Source organism: Paraburkholderia caffeinilytica (assembly GCF_046030355.1).
Taxonomy (GTDB): Bacteria; Pseudomonadota; Gammaproteobacteria; order Burkholderiales; family Burkholderiaceae; genus Paraburkholderia; species Paraburkholderia caffeinilytica_B.
In genome coordinates this window covers 199,076-218,841 of record NZ_JAQQCQ010000013.1, presented here as the reverse complement: position 1 = coordinate 218,841, position 19,766 = coordinate 199,076, and the positions used below count along the sequence as shown (strand labels likewise).

The 19,766-nt window shown below is 63.8% G+C and carries 19 protein-coding genes; 13 read left to right on the top strand and 6 right to left on the bottom strand.

Annotated elements, in window-relative coordinates:
* The first annotated feature begins 87 nt into the window (after window positions 1-87).
* The 9 genes from PQQ95_RS20795 (at window position 88) to PQQ95_RS20755 (ending at window position 10,227) form a co-directional block, all read left to right on the top strand.
* Window positions 88-1,089, top strand: a complete 1,002-nt coding sequence (locus PQQ95_RS20795; protein WP_408440019.1) for an LLM class flavin-dependent oxidoreductase — start codon at window positions 88-90, stop codon at window positions 1,087-1,089.
* Between the two features lie 33 nt (window positions 1,090-1,122).
* Window positions 1,123-2,445 (top strand): LLM class flavin-dependent oxidoreductase, encoded by a 1,323-nt coding sequence (locus tag PQQ95_RS20790; RefSeq protein ID WP_408440017.1) that lies wholly within the window; start codon window positions 1,123-1,125, stop codon window positions 2,443-2,445.
* Window positions 2,446-2,488: 43 nt separating this feature from the next.
* Window positions 2,489-4,306: an amino acid ABC transporter permease/ATP-binding protein gene (locus tag PQQ95_RS20785; protein WP_408440014.1), complete on the top strand. Its 1,818-nt coding sequence runs from the start codon at window positions 2,489-2,491 to the stop codon at window positions 4,304-4,306.
* Window positions 4,307-4,346: 40 nt separating this feature from the next.
* Window positions 4,347-5,288, top strand: coding sequence for an ABC transporter substrate-binding protein (locus tag PQQ95_RS20780; protein ID WP_408440011.1), 942 nt, complete (start codon window positions 4,347-4,349; stop codon window positions 5,286-5,288).
* A 93-nt stretch (window positions 5,289-5,381) separates the two neighbouring features.
* A complete protein-coding gene (locus PQQ95_RS20775) occupies window positions 5,382-6,422 on the top strand; it encodes an LLM class flavin-dependent oxidoreductase (RefSeq protein ID WP_408440008.1) in 1,041 nt (346 codons plus the stop codon).
* Between the two features lie 100 nt (window positions 6,423-6,522).
* Window positions 6,523-6,867, top strand: a complete 345-nt coding sequence (locus PQQ95_RS20770; protein ID WP_408440006.1) for a DUF3088 domain-containing protein — start codon at window positions 6,523-6,525, stop codon at window positions 6,865-6,867.
* 89 nt (window positions 6,868-6,956) lie between these two features.
* Complete coding sequence (locus PQQ95_RS20765) at window positions 6,957-7,490, top strand: GNAT family N-acetyltransferase (RefSeq protein WP_408440004.1); 534 nt, start codon at window positions 6,957-6,959, stop codon at window positions 7,488-7,490.
* Between the two features lie 292 nt (window positions 7,491-7,782).
* Window positions 7,783-8,970 (top strand): SfnB family sulfur acquisition oxidoreductase, encoded by a 1,188-nt coding sequence (locus PQQ95_RS20760; RefSeq protein ID WP_408440075.1) that lies wholly within the window; start codon window positions 7,783-7,785, stop codon window positions 8,968-8,970.
* Window positions 8,971-8,973: 3 nt separating this feature from the next.
* The gene (locus PQQ95_RS20755; RefSeq protein WP_408440001.1) at window positions 8,974-10,227 is read left to right on the top strand and encodes an SfnB family sulfur acquisition oxidoreductase; all 1,254 of its coding nucleotides are present in this window, start codon (window positions 8,974-8,976) and stop codon (window positions 10,225-10,227) included.
* A 64-nt stretch (window positions 10,228-10,291) separates the two neighbouring features.
* On the opposite strand, the gene PQQ95_RS20750 is transcribed toward PQQ95_RS20755, so the two are convergent.
* A complete protein-coding gene (locus PQQ95_RS20750; RefSeq protein WP_408439999.1) occupies window positions 10,292-11,155 on the bottom strand; it encodes an NADPH-dependent oxidoreductase in 864 nt (287 codons plus the stop codon).
* 323 nt (window positions 11,156-11,478) lie between these two features.
* On the opposite strand from PQQ95_RS20750, the gene PQQ95_RS20745 reads away from it, so the two are divergent.
* The 4 genes from PQQ95_RS20745 to PQQ95_RS20730 all read left to right on the top strand — a co-directional run bounded on the left by PQQ95_RS20745 (window position 11,479) and on the right by PQQ95_RS20730 (window position 15,088).
* Window positions 11,479-11,715, top strand: coding sequence for a hypothetical protein (locus PQQ95_RS20745; protein ID WP_408439997.1), 237 nt, complete (start codon window positions 11,479-11,481; stop codon window positions 11,713-11,715).
* Window positions 11,690-11,998, top strand: a complete 309-nt coding sequence (locus tag PQQ95_RS20740; RefSeq protein ID WP_408439996.1) for a DUF6691 family protein — start codon at window positions 11,690-11,692, stop codon at window positions 11,996-11,998. The genes PQQ95_RS20745 and PQQ95_RS20740 overlap by 26 nt, the downstream gene beginning before the upstream one ends.
* Window positions 11,999-12,153: 155 nt before the next feature.
* Window positions 12,154-13,080 (top strand): family 2A encapsulin nanocompartment shell protein, encoded by a 927-nt coding sequence (locus PQQ95_RS20735; protein ID WP_408439993.1) that lies wholly within the window; start codon window positions 12,154-12,156, stop codon window positions 13,078-13,080.
* Window positions 13,055-15,088, top strand: a complete 2,034-nt coding sequence (locus tag PQQ95_RS20730; protein WP_408439991.1) for a family 2A encapsulin nanocompartment cargo protein cysteine desulfurase — start codon at window positions 13,055-13,057, stop codon at window positions 15,086-15,088. Before PQQ95_RS20735 ends, PQQ95_RS20730 begins: the two co-directional genes overlap by 26 nt.
* Before the next feature lie 75 nt (window positions 15,089-15,163).
* Here the strand turns inward: PQQ95_RS20730 and PQQ95_RS20725 are convergent, their stop codons facing one another.
* From PQQ95_RS20725 to PQQ95_RS20705, 5 genes are read right to left on the bottom strand one after another with little or no spacing between them, the layout of a single operon-like run.
* Complete coding sequence (locus PQQ95_RS20725; RefSeq protein WP_459251991.1) at window positions 15,164-15,877, bottom strand: ABC transporter ATP-binding protein; 714 nt, start codon at window positions 15,875-15,877, stop codon at window positions 15,164-15,166.
* Window positions 15,867-16,643, bottom strand: coding sequence for an ABC transporter ATP-binding protein (locus tag PQQ95_RS20720; RefSeq protein ID WP_408439989.1), 777 nt, complete (start codon window positions 16,641-16,643; stop codon window positions 15,867-15,869). The genes PQQ95_RS20725 and PQQ95_RS20720 overlap by 11 nt, the downstream gene beginning before the upstream one ends.
* Window positions 16,640-17,629 carry a branched-chain amino acid ABC transporter permease gene (locus tag PQQ95_RS20715; protein WP_408439987.1) on the bottom strand — a complete coding sequence of 330 codons (990 nt, stop codon included), beginning with the start codon at window positions 17,627-17,629 and terminating at the stop codon, window positions 16,640-16,642. The genes PQQ95_RS20720 and PQQ95_RS20715 overlap by 4 nt, the downstream gene beginning before the upstream one ends.
* A gap of 1 nt (window position 17,630) precedes the next feature.
* A complete protein-coding gene (locus PQQ95_RS20710; RefSeq protein ID WP_408439984.1) occupies window positions 17,631-18,512 on the bottom strand; it encodes a branched-chain amino acid ABC transporter permease in 882 nt (293 codons plus the stop codon).
* 27 nt (window positions 18,513-18,539) lie between these two features.
* Complete coding sequence (locus PQQ95_RS20705; protein ID WP_408439982.1) at window positions 18,540-19,700, bottom strand: ABC transporter substrate-binding protein; 1,161 nt, start codon at window positions 19,698-19,700, stop codon at window positions 18,540-18,542.
* Window positions 19,701-19,766: the final 66 nt, after the last annotated feature.

Here is a 19,766-nt window from a genome sequence, read left to right as displayed (position 1 = left end):
AGCGATAATGGGCTCAGTGGCTTCATGCAGGAATTTCCTCAAAACTTTTTCCCCATGTACCCGTGGGTGCATGAGGAGGACTCCGATATGTCCTATTCACTTTCGCTTCTCGACAAGAGTCCGATCGCCGACGGAACCAGCGCCCATGATGCACTGCGCTTTACGGTCCAGCTTGCCCAGCGCGCCGAGGTGTTGGGTTACAAGCGTTACTGGATCGCCGAGCATCATGGCGCGCCTGGACTGGCAAGTTCCGCGCCGGAGATCGTCGTGTCCCATCTGCTCGCGCACACCTCGCGCATCCGTGTCGGCTCCGGGGGCGTGATGCTTCAGCATTACAGTCCTTTTAAAGTCGCGGAGTCGTTCCGGGTGCTGGCATCGCTAGCGCCGGGGCGCGTGGATCTCGGCGTCGGCAAGGCGCCGGGCGGCCTGCCGTTGACGACGCGCGCGCTGCAATGGTTTCACGACAAGGCGAAGAAGCCCGATTTCGCCCATCAGCTCGCGGAACTCGATGCGTTCCTGAAGTCGGGCGTGGCCGTTGATCATCCGCTAGCGGGCGCCGTAGCGCTGCCCACGCCGCCGCAGGCGCCGGAAGGCGTGTTGCTCGGCGCGAGCCCCGAGAGCGCCGCGCTCGCCGCGCAGCATGGCTGGCAATTCTGCTATGCCGGCCATTTCAATCGCGATGAAACCAACCTCGAACGCTCGATTGACGTTTATCGCAACGCAACAGGGCGCGCGCCCTTGCTCGCGCTCTACGCGTTTGCAGCGGAGTCGAAGGCCGAGGCCGAGCGCCAGGTCCCAGCGCTGCGCATTTTCAAGCTGCAACTCGCCACGGGACAAAGCGTGAATCTCCCCAGCCCCGAGGCGGCCGCGGAGTTCGCGCGGCAAACCGGTGTGACCGACTACCGGCTCGACGAACTGCATCCGCATCTCCTCACCGGCACGGCAGACGACGTACGCCAGGAACTCGACGCATTGCACGAGCGCTTCGGTATCGAGGAATTCGTGATCGACACCCCGGTCGCGGACTACGCGCTGCGCCTCGCTTCGGTCGAAGCGCTGGCCGTGACCGAACATGCCGCGCGCGTTTGACGCGCTCCCCAGTCTCACATTACGGACCCCACCATGACCCAGCGGAACCTCACTTTCGGCATCATGCTGCACGGCGCAGGCGGCCACATGAATTCATGGAAGCATCCAGCCGGACCGGCGGATGCCAGCGTCAACCTGGATTTCATCACGGGCATCGCACAGAAGGCGGAGGCCAACGGCGTTGCGTTCGCGTTCGTGGCCGATGGCCTCTATATCAACGAGAAGTCGATTCCTCACTTCCTGAATCGCTTTGAACCGATCTCGATCCTCTCCGCGCTCGCCACGGCGACTTCGAAGATCGGTCTGGCAGGCACGCTCTCCACTTCATATAGCCATCCGTTTACGGTGGCGCGGCAGTTTGCGTCGCTCGACCTCATTAGCGGCGGCCGTGCGGGATGGAACGTCGTCACGTCGCCACTCGAAGGGTCCGCGAAGAACTACGGCGGCGAGCATCCCGATCACGAACTGCGCTACGAAATCGCCGACGAATATCTGGAAGTGGTGCAGGGGCTGTGGGACAGTTGGGACGACGGTGCGTTCGTGCGCGAGCGCGAGACCGGCCGTTTCTTCGACCGCGACAAACTGCATACGCTCGATCACAAGGGCCGGTTCTTCCAGGTTGCCGGGCCGATCAATATTCAGCGCTCGCCGCAGGGGCAGCCGGTGATCTTCCAGGCCGGCGCGTCGGATTCCGGAATCGCGCTCGCGGGCAAATACGCGGATGCGGTGTTCACGCATTCGCCCTCGCTAGAAGAGACGCGAGCCTTCACGGAGAGCGTGCGGCATAGCGCGGTGGAACACGGGCGCGCAGCCACGGACGTGAAGATCTTTCCGGGCATCGGCCCGATCGTCGGCGCGACGGCGGCCGAAGCCGAGGCGAAGTATCGCGCGATCCGCGATCTGCTGACCATCGACGACGCGCTCGCGTATCTCGGCCGCTTCTTCGAGCACCACGACTTTACGCAATATCCGCTCGACGCGCCGTTTCCGGATCTGGGCGATCTCGGCACGAACAGCTTCCGTTCGACGACCGACCGCATCAAGGCCGACGCGAAGCGTACGGGTTCGACACTGCGCGAGGTCGCGCTGGAGGTGGCGACGCCGAAACCGCAGTTCATCGGCACCGGCGAGCAGGTCGCGGACGAGCTGATCCGCTGGTTCGACGCCGGCGCGGCTGACGGCTTCATTCTCGGCTTCCCGGTGCAGGCCGAGGGCTTCGACGATTTCGTCCGGCACGTGATTCCGGTGCTGGAGGCGCGCGGCCGCTACAGCCGCACGCTGCCTGGGGCGACGCTGCGCGATCACCTCGGCCTGCCGCGCCGCGAGAGCCGCTACGCAACCGCGGAAACGGCATGACGAACGGCTCGCCGAACGGCTTGCAATCCTGGAGGGCGGCATCATGAGCGACACCACCCAGCAGCTTGGCGGCCCCGTCCACGCGGGCCATGTGATCCATGCGAACGATAGCGCAGCAGGGCACGAGTACGCGCACTACCGGATCGTTCCGGCGAGACATCATGCGCGGACGGCCGGAACCGTGCTGGCGATCCTGCTGATCGCGATCGTCCTGAACTCGGTACTCGGTAATCCGCGCTGGGGTTGGGACGTCTTCGCGCAATGGTTCTTTGCCGGGCCGGTGCTCGAAGGGCTCCTGCGTACGCTCGTGCTCACGGCCCTCGGTGCGCTCTTCGGCTTTGCGCTTGCGACGCCGCTCGCCCTGGCGCGCGTCTCCCGTTCGCCATTGCTGGCCGGCTGCGCATGGGCGTTCATCTGGCTGTTCCGCTCGATTCCGCCGATCGTGCTGCTGCTCCTGCTGAACAACCTGGGCTACCTGTATGACACGATCTGGATCGGCGTGCCGTTTACGCAGATCACGCTGCTGAGTGAACCGACCACCAACCTGATCAGCCCATTCTTCGCCGCAGTGCTCGGTCTCACGCTCAACCACGCTGCGTTTTCAGCCGAGGCGATCCGCGGCGGGATTCTGTCCGTCGACCACGGGCAGCGTGAAGCCGCCGCCGCGCTCGGTTTGCCGGGCGCCCGTCAGGTGCGGCGCATCGTGCTGCCGCAGGCAATGCGCTCGATCCTGCCGACCGCGTTCAACGACGTGATCGGTCTGGCGAAAGGCACGTCGGTTGTCTACATCCTCGCGATGCCGGACCTGTTCTATACGGTGCAGATCATCTATCACCGCAACCTCGAGGTCATTCCCCTGTTGATGGTCGCGACGGTCTGGTATCTGATCATCCTGACCGTGCTGTCGGCGATTCAGGTTCACATCGAACGGTATTACGCGCGCGGCGCGACGCGCGAGCAGGTGGCGCTGTCGCCGCTGGCCGCGCTATTCGGACGGTGGCGTGGCGCACGCGCCGCACGTGCAACGCACGCAGGCCAGCCAGAAAAGCAGGACCGCACGGCAGCCGAAGCGGGCGCGACGGGATGGGCGCAGCAGCGCGTCGGCGGCAAGGTCGGCATTCACAACGTATCGAAGAGTTTCGGCACACTGAAGGTTCTCGACAACATTTCGCTGGCGTTTCCGTCGGGCAGTGTCACGGTGATTCTCGGCCAGTCGGGCTCGGGCAAATCGACGCTGCTGCGCTCGATCAACCATCTCGAACGCGTTGACGACGGCTTCATCGACATTGACGGTGAACTGGTCGGATATCGCCGGGAAGGACGCACGCTCTACGAACTCAAGGAGAAGGACATTCTGCAGCGGCGCCGCGCCGACGTCGGCATGGTGTTCCAGAGTTTCAATCTCTTCCCACACCTGAGCGTGCTCGATAACGTCATCGAGGCGCCGCTCTCGGCAGGCGTGCCGCGCGCTCAGGCCGAGGCGGAAGCGCGCACGCTGCTGGCGCGCGTAGGACTCACCGGCAAGGCGGATGCCTGGCCGCGCCAGCTATCCGGCGGTCAGCAGCAACGCGTGGCGATCGCAAGAGCGCTTGCGTTGAAGCCGAAGGTTCTGCTGTTTGATGAGCCGACGTCGGCACTCGATCCTGAGCTCGTCAACGAAGTACTCGACGTCATCCGCCAGCTTGCGCGTTCGGGCACGACGCTGATCGTCGTCACGCACGAGATCGGATTCGCGCGCGAGGTGGCCGACACGATCGTGTTTATGGACGCCGGGCGCGTGGTGGAATCGGGTCCGCCGGCTAGCGTGCTCGGTGATCCGGCGCACCCGCGCACACGTGAATTCCTTTCGAAGGTACTGTGATCGTATGCAACGCGGAAAACGCCACAACGTAGAACAGTTGATGACACAGCGACGGACGTTCCTGATCAACATGGCCGTGCTCGCCGCCGTGCCGCTTGGGTGGCCTGCTGGATTTGCACTGGCTGCGACGCAGTCTTTCGACTTCAGTCCGGAACAGAAAGGGCGCGTCCGTGCGCCTCAGGATCGCGAGGCCGCGCGCTCGCTTTCAGCGTACCGCTTCGTGACGCCCGGTGTGTTCACCGTGGCCGTTGCGCCGTTCGCGCCGCCAATCGCAACCTATGCGACCGACGCCCGGAGTATCGTGGGCGCCGATCCTGATTACGCACAGCTTGTCGCCGATGCACTCGGCCTGCGATTGCTGCTGGTGCCCGTCGCGTGGCCGGACTGGCCACTCGGCCTCGCATCGGGCAAATACGACGCGGTGATCTCGAACGTCGGCGTGACCGAGAAGCGCAAGCAGAAGTTCGACTTCACAACGTACCGGCAGGGTTTGCACGGCTTTTATGTGCAGGCTTCCAGCGCGATCAAGTCGATCCGCGAACCTCGGGATATCGCCGGACTGCGGATCATCACGGGCTCTGGGACGATTCAGGAGCACATCCTGATCGAGTGGAACCAGCAGAACGCGGCACATGGGCTGAAGGAGGCCACGTTCCAGTACTACGACGACAGCGCGTCGGAGCGGCTTGCTCTGCTGTCGGGTCGCGCGGATGTCATCTTCGACCCGGACGGTCCTCTTTCCTACGAAGCCGCGACGCAGGGAAAGATCCGGCAGGTGGGCACGATCAACGCGGGCTGGCCGGGCAAGGCGGATGTCGCGATCGCGACGCGCAAGGGCAGCGGGCTCGCCCCGGCGCTGACGGCCGCGACCAACGGGCTGATCCGCGGCGGGCAATATCGCGCGGCGCTTGCCCGCTGGGGGCTGCAGACGGAGGCCGTCGATCGCTCCGAAACCAATCCTCCCGGCTTTCCGGATGCCTGATATAGCGTGCGCCCAGGCGGGAATAACCACACCGGTGCGTGGCGCAGCCGATCTGATGCCGATGCATCGCGAGAACAACAACAGAGGTCCGGTATGTGTGCTGTCCGCATTGAACATCTTGCTTTCCTGACCCCGGGTAACTATCCGGACGACGCGCCGCTCGCTGGCTTCGAGCGAACGCTCGAACTCTTCTCCGTTGGCGAAGCGCTCGGGTACGACAGCGCGTGGGTGCGCCAGCGCCATCTGGAGCGCGCGGTGTCGTCGTCGGCGACGTTCCTTGCTGCTGCGAGCCAGCGTACGACGCGGATTGGACTCGGCGCGGCGGTGATTCAGATGGGGTATGAGAATCCATTCCGGCTCGCTGAGGATCTTTCAACCGTCGATGTGCTGTCTCGGGGCCGCCTGAATATCGGGCTTAGCGCGGGTGCGCCTGCGCACGGCATCCTGCTCGGCGACCGGCTTTTCGATGCGAATCCCGAACTGATCGACTTCTCGCACGCGCGTGTCGAGCGTCTGCGCCGCAATCTCGCGGGAGAGTGGCTCGGCGACGAAGATAGCTTCGTCGAATCCGCGGCAGGCCGTGTTCGGCCGCGCGTGACGCCCTACGCGCCGGGCTTGACCGAGCGCCTCTGGTACGGCGGCGGCTCACAGCGTTCTATCGAATGGGCGGGTCGTAACGGCTTCAATCTGCTGATCGGCAACATTACGTCGGGTGAGGGGACGGACGATTACCGCGACGCGCAACTACGTCAGCTTGATCTGTACCGCTCGCACTGGCGCGAAGCCCGCGCGCCGCGTATCGCGCTGGGCCGCGTGATCGTGCCGACCGACGGCGCCGATGCCGGCACGCGGCAGCGCTATCGTGAGTTCGCCGAGGGGCGCCACGCGCGTACGCTGACGCCGCATGGCGAGCGGCGCACCTTGTTCGTGCCCGACCTCGTCGGTACGGCCGACGAAATTATCGGCAAACTGCTGGACGATCCGGTCGTTGGGCAGGTTCGCGAACTGCGCCTCGAACTGCCCTATGACCTGCCGTTTGAGAACTATCACCAGATTATCGAAGACTTCGTCACGCGCATCGCACCGGAACTCGGCTGGCGACCCGCCACCGCGCGCGAGACCGTCGCCGCCTAGCCACGGAGCGGTGGATGTTGCAAGCCTCTGATGGTGAGCGAGGCAGGGGATAGGAAAAAACATTTAACGTTACTAACCAAATGTGGGAGATTTGCTCATCATGAGCCGAGATTTGCTGTTGTTACTGGAACCGGGCTTTACCGATCCCGCTCACCCTGGTGAGCGCTTTGTTTGTCCGCACGGGGTGGCGATCGAAGGGCTGCTCGCGAGCGACCCTGCGCGCGTCGAACGGCTCGACGTAAAGCGCGTTTCGTTTTTGCGGCCGAGGCAGGATGTGATCGCCGCGCTCGACGACGCGCATCAGGGCCTGCCGGTGCTCGTTCTAGGTGACGAGCACCCGCTACCCGACGACGCTGAAACGCTCGGCGACAAGCGCTTCGTCACCGATACGAAGCGGATTCTTGCGTTGCTGGCCGAACGGCATGGCTTTCCGAAGCTTCACTAGGCGTGTCCACGCGCCGCGGCGATTTCCGGTTTTCGGTTCCCGGCGCACAGCACTACTTCCAATCATGCTGGTTTTACGCAGGAGTCACGATGTCCACCCTGGCCGCGCATCCGTCAACCGTGCCTGATGACCGCTTCGTTTACGTTCCGGTTCACGACCCATTGGCGCGTCCTTTATTCGATGAACTGGCCTACGAATATGGCAGCCGTTACGAAGGTCTGATCGATCCGGACGAGATCTCGAAGGAACTGCAGCGCTATCCGGTCGAGGCGTTCGCGCCGCCGCATGGCGCCTTCGTGCTCCTGCTGCGTAACGGGCAGGCAATCGCCGGCGGCGCGTTCATGCGCCATGCGGATGCCGGCACCACAGAGTTCAAGCGCATCTGGGTCAGCCGCGATCATCGCCGTCGGGGCCTTGCGCGCCGCGTGCTGGCCGAACTGGAGGCGCAGGCCATTCGCCAGGGTTATACGCGCGTGTTCCTCAGCACCGGGCCCCGGCAGCCTGAGGCCATCGCGCTATACGAGACGAGTGGCTATACGTTGCTCTCGGCGCATGACTTCGGGGAAGATGAGCCGCCAGGCTTTCTGTTCGAAAAAGATCTGTGCACGCTGCAAATTGGCTAGTCCCGGCGGGCATAACCGCGCAAAGCGGAAATCCTCATAAGCAAGTTCCAATTCGGTAGTAGGCGTGGCCTGCGTGTGCTGGTTCAATACGCGATTGGCCCGATCTCTTTCCCGATCACGGTCTCCCGCAAGTCCCGATGGCATGCTGTCTCGCGCAGTTAAGGCCGAAGCCGCGGGGCGGCCGGATTGGCAGGGGCGCTCGGGCGCCACCTCTGTCTGCACGAATCATCATGTCTATCCCGACTCATCTTCCGCGGCCAATCCTTTGCCGCGCCTTCCCGATCCCGCTCGCGTGCGGCGCATTGCCGATGACGCGCAAGCGCTCGCCAGCGCGCATGCACTCGCGGCCCAATTCGCCACGGGCGCGGCTGAGCGCGACCGTCAACGTCTGCTGCCCTGGGCGGAGCTCGATCTCTGGTCGGAGAGCGGGCTTGGCGCGATCACGGTTCCCCGCGAATACGGCGGCGCCGACGTCTCGTTCGCGACGCTGGCGGAAGTCTTCGTGATCCTTTGCGCGGCCGATCCGGCGCTCGGGCAGATTCCGCAGAATCACTTTGGCTTGCTCGGGGTGCTGCGCGAGATCGGCACACCGGCGCAAAAGGCCCGCCTGTACGGCGAAGTGCTGGCAGGCCGGCGGCTTGGCAATGCCGGACCCGAACGCCGCTCGGCCGGCGCCGCGACGATCCTGCAGGGCACGACGCGGCTAGTCAGGACCCCGGACGGCTTGCGCCTCGACGGTCAGCGCTTCTACTCCACCGGCGCACTGTTCGCGCATCGCGTGCCGACGCGCGCGACGGACGACGAAGGCCGCGCCGTGCAAGTGTGGGTGCCGCGTGATGCGCCAGGCCTTACCGTCATCGACGATTGGAGTTCGTTCGGCCAACGCACCACCGCGAGCGGCACGGTGACCTTCGAACAGGTGCCGGTCGACCCGCAGGACGTGCTGCCGGTCTGGCAACTCGCCGACCGTCCGGGCCTGTTCGGGCCGACCTCGCAGTTGATTCAAGCTGCGATCGACCAGGGAATCGCGCAAGCCGCCGTTGCCGATGCGCTCGCGTTCGTGCGCGAACGCGCACGCCCCTGGGTGGACTCCGGCCTTGAGCGCGCGAGCGATGATCCGTACATCATCGCCGATGTGGGCCGGTTGCAGATCGATCTGCATGCCGCACACGAAGTGCTTGAGGAGGCCGGCCGCACGCTCGACCTCCTCGCTGCGCAAACGCTGGACGCCGAAGGCAGCGCGGCGGCGTCGGTTGCGGTGGCCGAGGCCAAGGTGCTGACCACGCGCATCGCGCTCGAAGCGAGCGAAAAACTCTTCGAACTGGCGGGCTCCGCTTCCACTCGCGCGGCGCATAACCTCGACCGCCATTGGCGCAACGCCCGCACCCATACGCTGCATGACCCCGTGCGCTGGAAGCTGCATCTGCTGGGCAACTATCACCTGAATCATGTCCTGCCGGCACGGCATTCGTGGAACTGAAACATGAGCCTTGATCTTTCTGCTGAAACGCTCAATGACGTGGCATCAGGGGAATTGCCCGGCGAAACGCGTACCCCGCAACGGATTGTCGACGACGCGCAAGCGCTGCTCGCGGCACGGCGACTCGCCGACGCGTTCGCACCTGAAGCCGCGTGGCGCGATCGTGAGCGGCGGCTCCCCTGGGCCGAGCTCGACGCATTTGTGGCGAGCGGCCTCTGGGGGATTACCGTGCCGCGCGAGTTCGGCGGCGCGGGCGTGCGTAACGGTACCCTCGCTGAGGTGACCGCAACCATTGCCGCCGCTGACGGTTCGCTTGGCCAGATTCCGCAAAACCATTTCTATGCGCTTGAAGTGCTGCGCGTCGGCGGCAGCGTCGAGCAGCAGCGGTTTTTTTACGGACGTGTGCTGGCCGGTGAACGTTTTGGCAATGCACTCGCGGAAATCGGCCATCAGGATTTCAAACGGCGTACACGGCTCACACGGGCGGCGGCCGGCTGGCATATCGACGGCCGCAAGTTCTATTGCACAGGCGCACTATACGCACACTGGATTCCCACGCTTGTCGTCGCGGAAGACGAAGGCCGCGACGTCACGTACCTGGTGTTCGTGCCGCGCGATACGCCGGGCGTGACGGTAATCGACGATTGGGACGGCTTCGGCCAGCGGGTCACCGGCAGCGGTTCGGTGCAGTTCGACCATGTGCGTGTCGAACCCGAATGGGTCGTGCCGTTTCAGGTCTCGTTCGAACGGGCGACGACGATCGGGCCGCTTGCGCAGATCATTCACGCAGCGATCGATCTGGGTCAGGCGCGCGGCGCCTTCGCAGCCGCGCTGCAGTTTGTCCGTGAGCGTTCGCGGCCGTGGATCGACGCGAAGGTGGCGCGCGCTGCCGACGACCCTCTCACCATCGCGCAGTTCGGCGACCTCGCCGTGCGGCTGCGCGCAGCCGAAGCGTTGCTGCGCCGCGCCGGCCGTTTCGTCGATGCCGCTCAGGCCGAACCCACCGATCGCTCGGTGGCCGAGGCATCTATTGCTGTTGCTGAGGCACGGGCGCTCACCACGACAGTTTCGCTGGATGCGGGCTCGCGTCTGTTCGAACTTGCGGGCACGGCGGCGACACTCGATGGACTCGGCCTTGACCGCTTCTGGCGCAATGCGCGCACGCATACGCTGCATGATCCGGTGCGCTGGAAGTATCACGCCGTGGGCAACTTCTACCTCAATGGCACGCTGCCGCCACGGCATGGCGCGTTGTGAAGACGGAGAAGCGGAGGCTGCTCAACTGACCTCCGCCAACGCCTCGACCGACCATGCGCAGGCTTCAACGCAACTCGAAACCCAGCGCGGCCAACGCGTCACGCAAGCGATCACGGCCATGCAGCGATTCGCGGGTACGCCACCGCTCTACCGAGCGGTGGGTCCAGACCGCTTCGGACTGACCCTGCTGGGCCTGGAACCCGGACAGGATGTCATCGTAAAGGGAGATGCCGGCCGGCTGCGCGTGCGCGTTGTAGCGCTCGCGGTGCAGCACCACGGATTGTGGCAGGCGTGGCTTGACCTGCGCTGGACGGGCAGGGTCCTCGTAGCCCACGCATAAGCCAAACACCGGCAGCACATGCGGCGGCAAGCCCAACTCCGCCGCAACCTGTTCGGGCGCGTTACGGATTGCGCCGATATAGACCGAGCCAAGACCCAGCGACTCGAGCGCGACCACCGCGTTCTGCGCGGCAAGCGCCGCATCGATCACGCCGACCAGCAAGGTCTCGAGATAGTGCAGTCCTTCCGGCTTGACGCTGGCGCGCGCGGCCACCGCTTCAAGCCTTGCCAGATCCGCCAGCCATACCAGCAGCAGCGGTGCATCGCGGATATGTGCCTGATTGCCCGCCAGAACGGAGAGGCGCGCTTTTCGTTCGATATCCTCGACGGCGACGACGCTCCAGGTCTGCAAGTTCGAGGAACTCGGTGCGGACTGCGCTGCTGCAATCAGGGTTTCAAGCGTACCGTCGGGCAGCGGACGATCCTTATAGGCGCGCACGGAGCGATGTGCGAGTAGCGTTTCCAGCGTGTCGTTCCATGCCGGCAGCGATGCTGCCAGATGCGTTCCGTAACGTCTGTGCAATGCTGCAGCGGCGGCCTCAGGAAGAAGCGTCTCGAGGGGGCGTTCAAGCGTGTCGTCAGTGGACATGTGTTTTCTCTCGCAAAGTATGTCGGTGCCGATTTCTGCGCATACATTACCCAGGAATTGTTTGTGCAGAAGCGGACCGGCATCTAACAATTCACGCTACCGATATGAGCCCGCTGCTGGCACGCATAGGTCTTTTTAAGCAATGCATCTGATTTCATCATGTTCGAGCGCGGCTCGTGATGACAGACCCGCCGCCGCGCTGTCGAAGCACTCGTCTTTTTCATCTATCCAACGACGAGCAGATCCGGATTTGCATTTGCCAAATACTTATTTCTCCCGCTTCGTTAAGCCGACTAACCTCGATCCGTTGCTTCAACTGTGCCGTGTATCGGAGGTCAATCGCGCATGTATACAAAGGGTATGAAGTCTCACCGGCGGCGCAAGCTTTAACCGGTGGCCTGTTTGCCGCCAACCTTGTCATTCACGACGAAGTGTCGCTATTGAAGCCGGCTTTCGTATTCGACGCGCTCGACTACTTCTTCGAGTCGGATCTTGCCCTGGCCTATGCGGCTCGCTGGGCGCGCATGTGGATCGATGCCCGACCGCTGCGGCGCGCCTGAAATACAGTGGCATGGGAAGGTTCCGTTCATTTTGCAGCGCAAAACGCCGCTGCTGGCGCAGTCCTTCGATTTGCCCACAACGAAAGGCATCGACCGTAAGCTGGTTGTCGGCGCACTGATTTTTGGCGTTGGGTGCGGCATCGCCGGCTATTGTCCCGGCCCCGCCATCGCGCTGCTTGCGGCCCCTGACTCGGAAGCGCTCTATTTCCTGCCGGCCATGGTGGCGGGGTGGTGGTTGTATCGGTTGACAACGGGTGTAGCGAACCGACCTCGCCGTACCTGAAAACTTCATGCCGACGCAGTGCGTTCGTCACGCCGGGAAATGACGTTATCCAAGACTTGCAACTGCCATAAAGGCGCAGTATCTTGAACGCGCTCCGTAAATTCCCTTTGCTTATAAGCATTCCCGTATTTCACTCATGAAAAAGGGGTATTGCAATGGCAACAGCAGGCCACACCGCACTCGGCGACCGTGCAGCAAGACAGTTAGCAAACGCCACCAAAACCATCCCCCAACTAGCAACGATTACCCCGCGCTGGCTCACGCATTTTTTGCAGTGGGTGCCGGTCGAGGCGGGTATCTACCGTCTGAATCAGGTCAAGAATCCTGAAGCCGTGACTGCGGCATGCACGGCGCGCGAAGACGAAAGCCAGTTGCCTACCACCTATGTGCCTTACGAAGAAGAGCCCCGCGAATATTTCCTGAACGCGGTGAGCACGATTGTCGAGGTGCACACGCGCATCTCCGATCTTTACAGCAGCCCGCACGACCAGATCAAGGAGCAACTGCGTCTGACGATCGAAACGATCAAGGAATTGCAGGAGAGCCAACTGATCAACAACCCTGACTACGGGTTGCTGGCGAACGTCGCGGACGAGCAGCGCCAACTGCCGCTCACCGGTGCGCCGACCCCGGATGACCTCGACGAGTTGTTGACCAAGGTCTGGAAGGAACCGGCGTTTTTCCTGACGCATCCATGGGCAATCGCGGCGTTCGGCCGTGAGTGCACGCGCCGTGGCGTGCCGCCTCCAACCGTCAGCCTGTTCGGGTCGCAATTCATCACGTGGCGTGGTATTCCGCTGATTCCGTCAGACAAGGTGGCGATCGAGGACGGCAAGACCAAAATTCTGCTGCTGCGGGTCGGCGACAAACGCCAGGGCGTAGTGGGTCTTTATCAGCCGGGCGTGGCAGGCGAACAGGGGCCGGGATTATCGGTGCGTTTCATGGGAATCAACAACCAGGCGATCGCTTCGTATCTGGTGTCGCTGTACTGCTCGCTTGCCGTGCATACGCCGGACGCGCTGGCAGTCCTCGAGGACGTTGAGATTGGCAAGTACCATGACTATGCCGACAAATACCTCTAGTTCGCCGACTGCGTATCCGGATCCGACCTCAGCGCTTCCTGCCGGTTTACCCGATCCAGCAACGCTGACGCGTCTTGCGAACGAGCTTTTTGCCGCGCTGCCGGGAAGCACGCCCGCGGGTCATGGCGTGCCCGGCAGCGTGCCCTCCGAGCTTGCAGCAGCGGCGCCTGCGGTGCCGGCTTCGACGAATCCGGTGCCGCCGGGCTCGCCGATGGCGGGACCCTCCGGCGCAGGCAGCGGCATACCGGGCGCGGCGATGCCCCAGGGCAAAGTGCCGGGCGCCAACCTTGCGCCTTCGGCGCCGACCCATGTGCTATCGCTCGGCAACCGTGCGCCCGCTTTGTCGCCTCACGCAACGGCCCAGAACGGCTTGCCCGACAATCTGGTGACGGTCGCGCCTGCACTCGACAGCCGCTATGGCGGCACGGCGCTGGGTGTGCCCGAAGCCGCAGGGGTTCATGTCCCAACTGAGGGCGCACCAGGTAGAGGCAGTGCGTCGCCTTACTATTTCCTCGACCTCCCCAGACCGTCCGCGTACAACCCCGAAGGCGCGTCGCCGTCCGCCATACCGGCGCTCGATCTGTTCGCGGTTCCGTCGATGGTGCCGGTTGACGTTCCCGCAAGCGCCACACCCCCGCACGCGACGCCATTCGGCGCGCCGCGTGGCATGACGGAGGCGTCGCCGGCGCAGCCGGATGCAACCGGACGCTACTTTCTCGACGATATCCACGCGCCCGGGACGCCAGCCTCGGCCCGCGCGAGCGAATCTGCGGCAGCGGATCAGTCGGCTCATCCGCCGTTCGACGTCAACGCGGTTCGGCGCGACTTTCCGATCCTGCAGGAGCGTGTGAACGGGCGGCAAATCGTGTGGTTCGACAATGCGGCCACGACGCAAAAGCCGCAATCGGTGATCGATCGCCTTGCGTATTTCTACCGGCACGAGAATTCGAATATTCACCGCGCGGCACACGCGCTCGCGGGCCGTGCCACTGACGCTTATGAGGCGGCGCGCAGCAAGGTGCAGCGTTTTATCGGCGCTTCACAGACTGAGGAAATCGTGTTCGTACGTGGCACGACGGAAGCGATCAACCTGATCGCCAAGTCGTGGGGCGTGCAGAACGTCGGCGCAGGCGACGAGATTATCGTGTCGCATCTCGAGCATCATGCGAACATCGTGCCGTGGCAGCAACTCGCCTCGCTAACCGGCGCGAAGCTGCGGGTGATTCCGGTCGACGATTCGGGCCAGGTGCTGCTCGAAGAATACAGCCGGCTGTTGAACGACAGAACGAAGATCGTCTCGGTCACACAGGTATCGAATGCACTCGGCACCGTGGTGCCGGTCAAGGAGATCATTGAATTGGCGCATCGGGCCGGCGCCGTTGCGCTGATCGACGGCGCGCAGTCGGTGTCTCATATGCGCGTGGATGTGCAGGCGCTCGATGCGGATTTCTTCGTATTCTCGGGGCACAAAGTGTTCGGGCCGACCGGGATCGGTGTCGTCTATGGCAAGCGGGCGCTGCTCGATGCGATGCCGCCATGGCAGGGCGGCGGCAACATGATTAGCGATGTGACTTTCGAGCGGACGTCGTTTCAACCGGCGCCGCATCGGTTCGAGGCGGGCACCGGGAATATCGCGGATGCGGTCGGCCTGGGCGCGGCGCTCGACTATGTCACACGCGTCGGTATTGAAAACATCGCGCGTTACGAACACGAATTGCTCTGCTATGCGACGCAACTGATGAAGCCGATTCCCGGCGTGCGTCTGATCGGCACCGCGGACGACAAGGCGAGTGTGCTGTCGTTCGTTCTGAACGGCTATACCCCCGAAGAGGTGGGGCGCGCGCTCAGCGAAGAGGGGATCGCCGTGCGAGCCGGTCATCATTGCGCCCAGCCTATCCTGCGGCGCTTTGGTCTGGAGGCTACGGTGCGGCCGTCGCTAGCGTTCTATAACACGCCGGAGGAAGTCGACCGGATGATCGCGGTGGTGCGGCGGCTGGCGAAGCATTGATTCAGGCCGGCGCGGCGACCCGTTTCTCCGGCGTGGTGCGCTTTTATCAATCGCCATCACGATTGATTGCATGCGTCACCCGCCGAGATAGGCTTCCTTGACGCGTTCGTGGGTGGCGAGTTCGGTTGTGTCTCCGCTCAACACACAGCGGCCCTCGCTGAGCAGATACCCTCTTGAGCACACTTTAAAGGCCATATGCGCGTTCTGCTCGGCGAGCAGGATCGCGGTGCCTTCGTGCGCCAGTCGCGCAATCACGTCGAAAATGCTGGCGACGATCTTCGGCGCGAGTCCGAGCGAGGGTTCATCGAGCAGCAGCAGGCGCGGCCGGCTCATCAAGGCACGCGCGATGGCGACCATTTGCTGTTCACCACCGGACAAGGTACCCGCCTGCTGCTTCAGCCGGTCCGCGAGCTTCGGAAAAATCGCGAGTACGCGGGCCAGGTCGGCTTCGGACTCGCTTCTGCTCAAACCGCGGCGGCTGTATGCGCCCATGCGTAGATTGTCGAGAACGCTCAAGGGTGCGAACACCTGTCGTCCTTCGGGAACCAGCGCCACGCCGCGTCCCACGATCGCGTCGGCGGTAAGAGACTGAATCTCGGCGCCGTCGAAGCGCACGGTTCCCCGAACCGGTCGCAACAGGCCGGTCATGGCGCGCATGATGGTCGATTTGCCGACGCCGTTGGCGCCGATCAGGCACACCGCTTCGTGCTCGCCGACGGCGAGGTCTATTCCCCTGAGAACGTGCGCGGCCCCGCGCACGGCATGCAGATCCGTTACCTCAAGCACCATCGGCGGGCTCTCCGAGATAGGCTTCGATCACGGCCGGATCGGCTTGCACATGCAGGGCCGTGCCTTCGCTGATGAGCTCGCCGTTGCTGAGCACGATGACCTGATGAGACAGTTGCATGACGACCCGCACGTTATGTTCGACCAGTACGATCGAGGTTCCAGTGCGATTGAGATCCACTACAACCTGGGCAACCCGTTCGACCGCGCCGCCAGGCAGTCCGGCAAGCGGTTCGTCGAGCAGCAGGATGCGGGGCTCGGACGCCATCGCGCGGGCGATTTCCATGATCTTCGCTTCGCCGTAGCTCAGCGATTGTGCGGGCGCCTGAGCACGATCCGCTAGCCCGAGCCGATCCAGCAGTTGCCAGGCGGTGTGCCGTGCGTCGGCGGTATCGCGTCGCGCAGCGGGCGAGCCGGTCAGTCCCGCGATGAAGCCTGAACGGCTGCGCGTATGCGCTCCGATCATCACGTTCTCGAGCACCGTCAGTTCATCGAACAGTTGCAGGTTCTGAAACGTGCGCGCCATGCCGGCCACGACACGCTGATGCGCGGCAAGCCGGTCGAGGCGCCGGCCTCCGAGGGTGATCGTGCCCGCGGACGGCGGCGTGACGCCGCTCAGAATGTTCAGCAAGGTGGATTTGCCTGCGCCGTTGGGGCCGATCACGGAGCAGATCTGGCCCGGCTGCACGACGAACGACACATCGTGCAGCGCGCGCAAGCCGCCGAAGCGCCGTCCAAGGCCGTGCACTTCGAGTCGGAAATCGCTCATCGGACCCGCCTGCCGCTGAGGTGATCGGCCCTGCGCAGGCGCGTAGCAACGCGCGCCACGCTCGCGGCCAGGCCACCGGGCAGAAAGCCGACCACCACGATCATCGCTACGCCGATGACGAGTGTTTCGATATCGTCGAAGCTACGCATCAATTCGGGCAATGCGGTGACCATCAACGCGCCGAACAAAGGGCCGAAAAAACGTCCGGCGCCGCCTACCGTCACCATGACCAGCAGCAGTACCGAGGTGGAAAACGAGAACGTGTCGGGCGAGGCAAAATTGTTCTGATGCACGTAGAGCGCGCCGGCCAGCGCGGCGAAGGTCGAGGCGAGCGTGAAGGCGATCAGTTTGTAGCGGAACACCGGCACACCGCTGCAGGCGGCGGCAACGTCACTGGCGGAAAGCGCACGAAGCGCACGGCCGGCACGCGAACGTTCGAGATTCAGCAACCCGAGCATCACCACGCCGGTCACGAGCCACGCCACGGGATAGAAGGCCGCGGGTGTGTCGAGCACGTGCGAGCCGAGCGCGTAAGACGGCACGCCGATCAACCCGTTGGGGCCGCCCGTGATCCCCACGCAGCCGACCAGCAGGACCGAGATGATGGCATTGAAGCCAAGCGTCGCCATGGCGAATGAATGACCGCGCAAGCGCAGCGTCGGCAGACCGATCAGGACCGCCGCGCATGCGCCGGCGCCGAGCGCGGCCAGGGTGCCGAGCCACGGTGACCAACCTAGCGCGGTCGACAGAATACCGCTCGTGTACGCCCCGATGCCGAAAAAGGCGGCGTGTGAAAGGCCGATCTGTCCGGCGTTGCCGACCAGCAGGTTCAGACTGGCGATCAGCAGCAGATTGATCAGGAAGGTGCTGCCGAGACTCACCAGATAGTCGTTCCACGCCACGCATGGCCATGCGGCGAGCACCAGCCACAGCAGGGCAAGCAAGCGCGGCTCGCTGGCGAGCAAACGGCGGAGGGCGGTGCGCATGTCAGATCTTCACGATATCGGGTTTGCCGAACAGACCCTGCGGACGCACGATCAACACCAGCAACAGGATCACGAAGGACACCGCGTCCCTGAACTGCGAACTGAGATAACCGCCGGCAAGGGCTTCGATCAAACCTAGTACGAGGCCGCCGAGACCCGCGCCGTAGAGGTTGCCGAGGCCGCCCAGCATCGCCGCGCTGAATGCCTTGAAGCCGATGGTGGCGCCGCTGTCGAACGACATCAATGTGAGGGGCGTGATCAGTGTGCCGGCGAGTCCGCCGAAGCCGGCAGCCAACGCGAACGACAGCGAGACCATCCGCCCGCGGCGCACGCCCATCAGATCGGCGGCATCGCGATTGGCCGCTGCTGCCCGCATGGCGATCCCAGTGGTCGTGTGGTTGAAGAACAGGTGAATCGCGCACATCGACACCACGGCGACGCTGATGATCCAAAGCGTCTGCTGGTTGATCGCGGCGCCCGCCAGGTGCACCATCGCGTCGCCGGACAGGCCGGGATAACCTTGCGGCGAGCGGCCAAGCACGAGCATTGCGAGGCCTTTGCAGGCCAGCGCCAGTCCGACTGTCACGAGGGTCAGTTTGAGCGGCGAGGGATGCCGGATCGGCGCAATCACGAGGCGCTCCGACAGGAAACCCAACGCGACCACGATGAGCGTTGCGACGATGCACGCGGCCCAGACCGGCAGATGCCAATGCGTCACGCCGGCGGCCGCGACGAGGCCGCCGAGCATGACCCATTCGCCTTGCACGAAACTCAACGCGCCGGTGCTCTTGTAGGTGATGTTGAAACCGATCGCGATCAAACTGTAGATACTGCCGGTGCCGAGGCCGGAAAGCACAATTTGCAGAAGCGCTACGTTATGCATGACGCGAGGCAGTCGATGGCGGCCGGCTCATCGATAGTCGACGAGGCGAAAGCGATTGTCTTTCCAGGTGATCAGCACGAGATCGTCCTTGGAGAGTCCGGAATGTCGCGTCGGCGAAAAGTTGAAGGTGCCTTCCACGCCGTCGTACTTCGAGATTTTCTCGAGCGCATCGCGCGTCGCGCCACGTTCGCCATGGCCGGCTTTGAGCGCTTGCGCAGCGAGATAGACCGCGTCGTAACTCTGCGCCACGAACTGGTTTGGCGCGCGGCCGAAGCGCTTCTGAAATGCGGCGGTCAGCGTCGCGATCTTCGGCTTGAGCGGATCGGTGTCAGGCAAGTCTGCACCGACCGGAAACTTCACCGAAACGAGCAGCACGCCGTCGGCATCTTTACCGGCCAGTTCCATATAACGCTGCGACACGAAACCGTAGCTGTGAATCAGCGTACGGTCACCGAGGCCGAGTTGCTTCGCCTGCTTGATGAAGATGACGCCCGCAGGCGTTGTGGTCCAGCAGACGATTGCCTGCGCACCGCTACTCTTGATACGCGTGAGTTGTGGCGTGAGATCCGTGTCGGTCGGATTGAAGGCTTCGTCGACGGTGGTCAGTCCGCGCTCCGGTGCAACTTTGGCGAGCTCCTGCACAGCGGCCTGACCGAAGCCGCTGGTGTCGTGCAGCAGCGCCACCTTCGTGATGCCTTTCTTCCTGAAGTAATCGGCGAGCCGCTCGAACACGACGCTGTCGTCGACCGTGCTCTTGAATATCCATTGGCGCTGCGCGACCGGATTGACGATCGAGGCGGCGCCTTCGGTCGACATGAACGGAATTTTTGCCTGCTCCGCCAGCGGCACCATCGCCTGAGCAATGCCGCTCATGTTGCCGCCTCCCACGATGATATCGACGTGGTCTTGCGCGATCAGCCGGCGCGTCGACGCAATGGCCGTCGCGGTTTGGCTCTGGGCGTCATAGAAGGTCCAGTTGATCGGCTTGCCGTCGATACCGCCGTGCGCGTTGATTTCGTCCACGGCGATCGCCATGCCGTCCTTCATGTCGCCGCCGAGAAACGCCGATGGGCCGGTGGTCGACAAAATGGTGCCGACCTTGAAATCCTCAGCCTGCGCCGGCAATGAGGACGTGAACAGGAGCGCGGCCATCGCGGCGCCAGGCAATGATCGGACAGCGAATCTCATCCGGGTTCCCGAGAAATGAAATCTGCGCAGCGCCGGCAAATAAAGACGTCGTCCCTACCGGTGCGC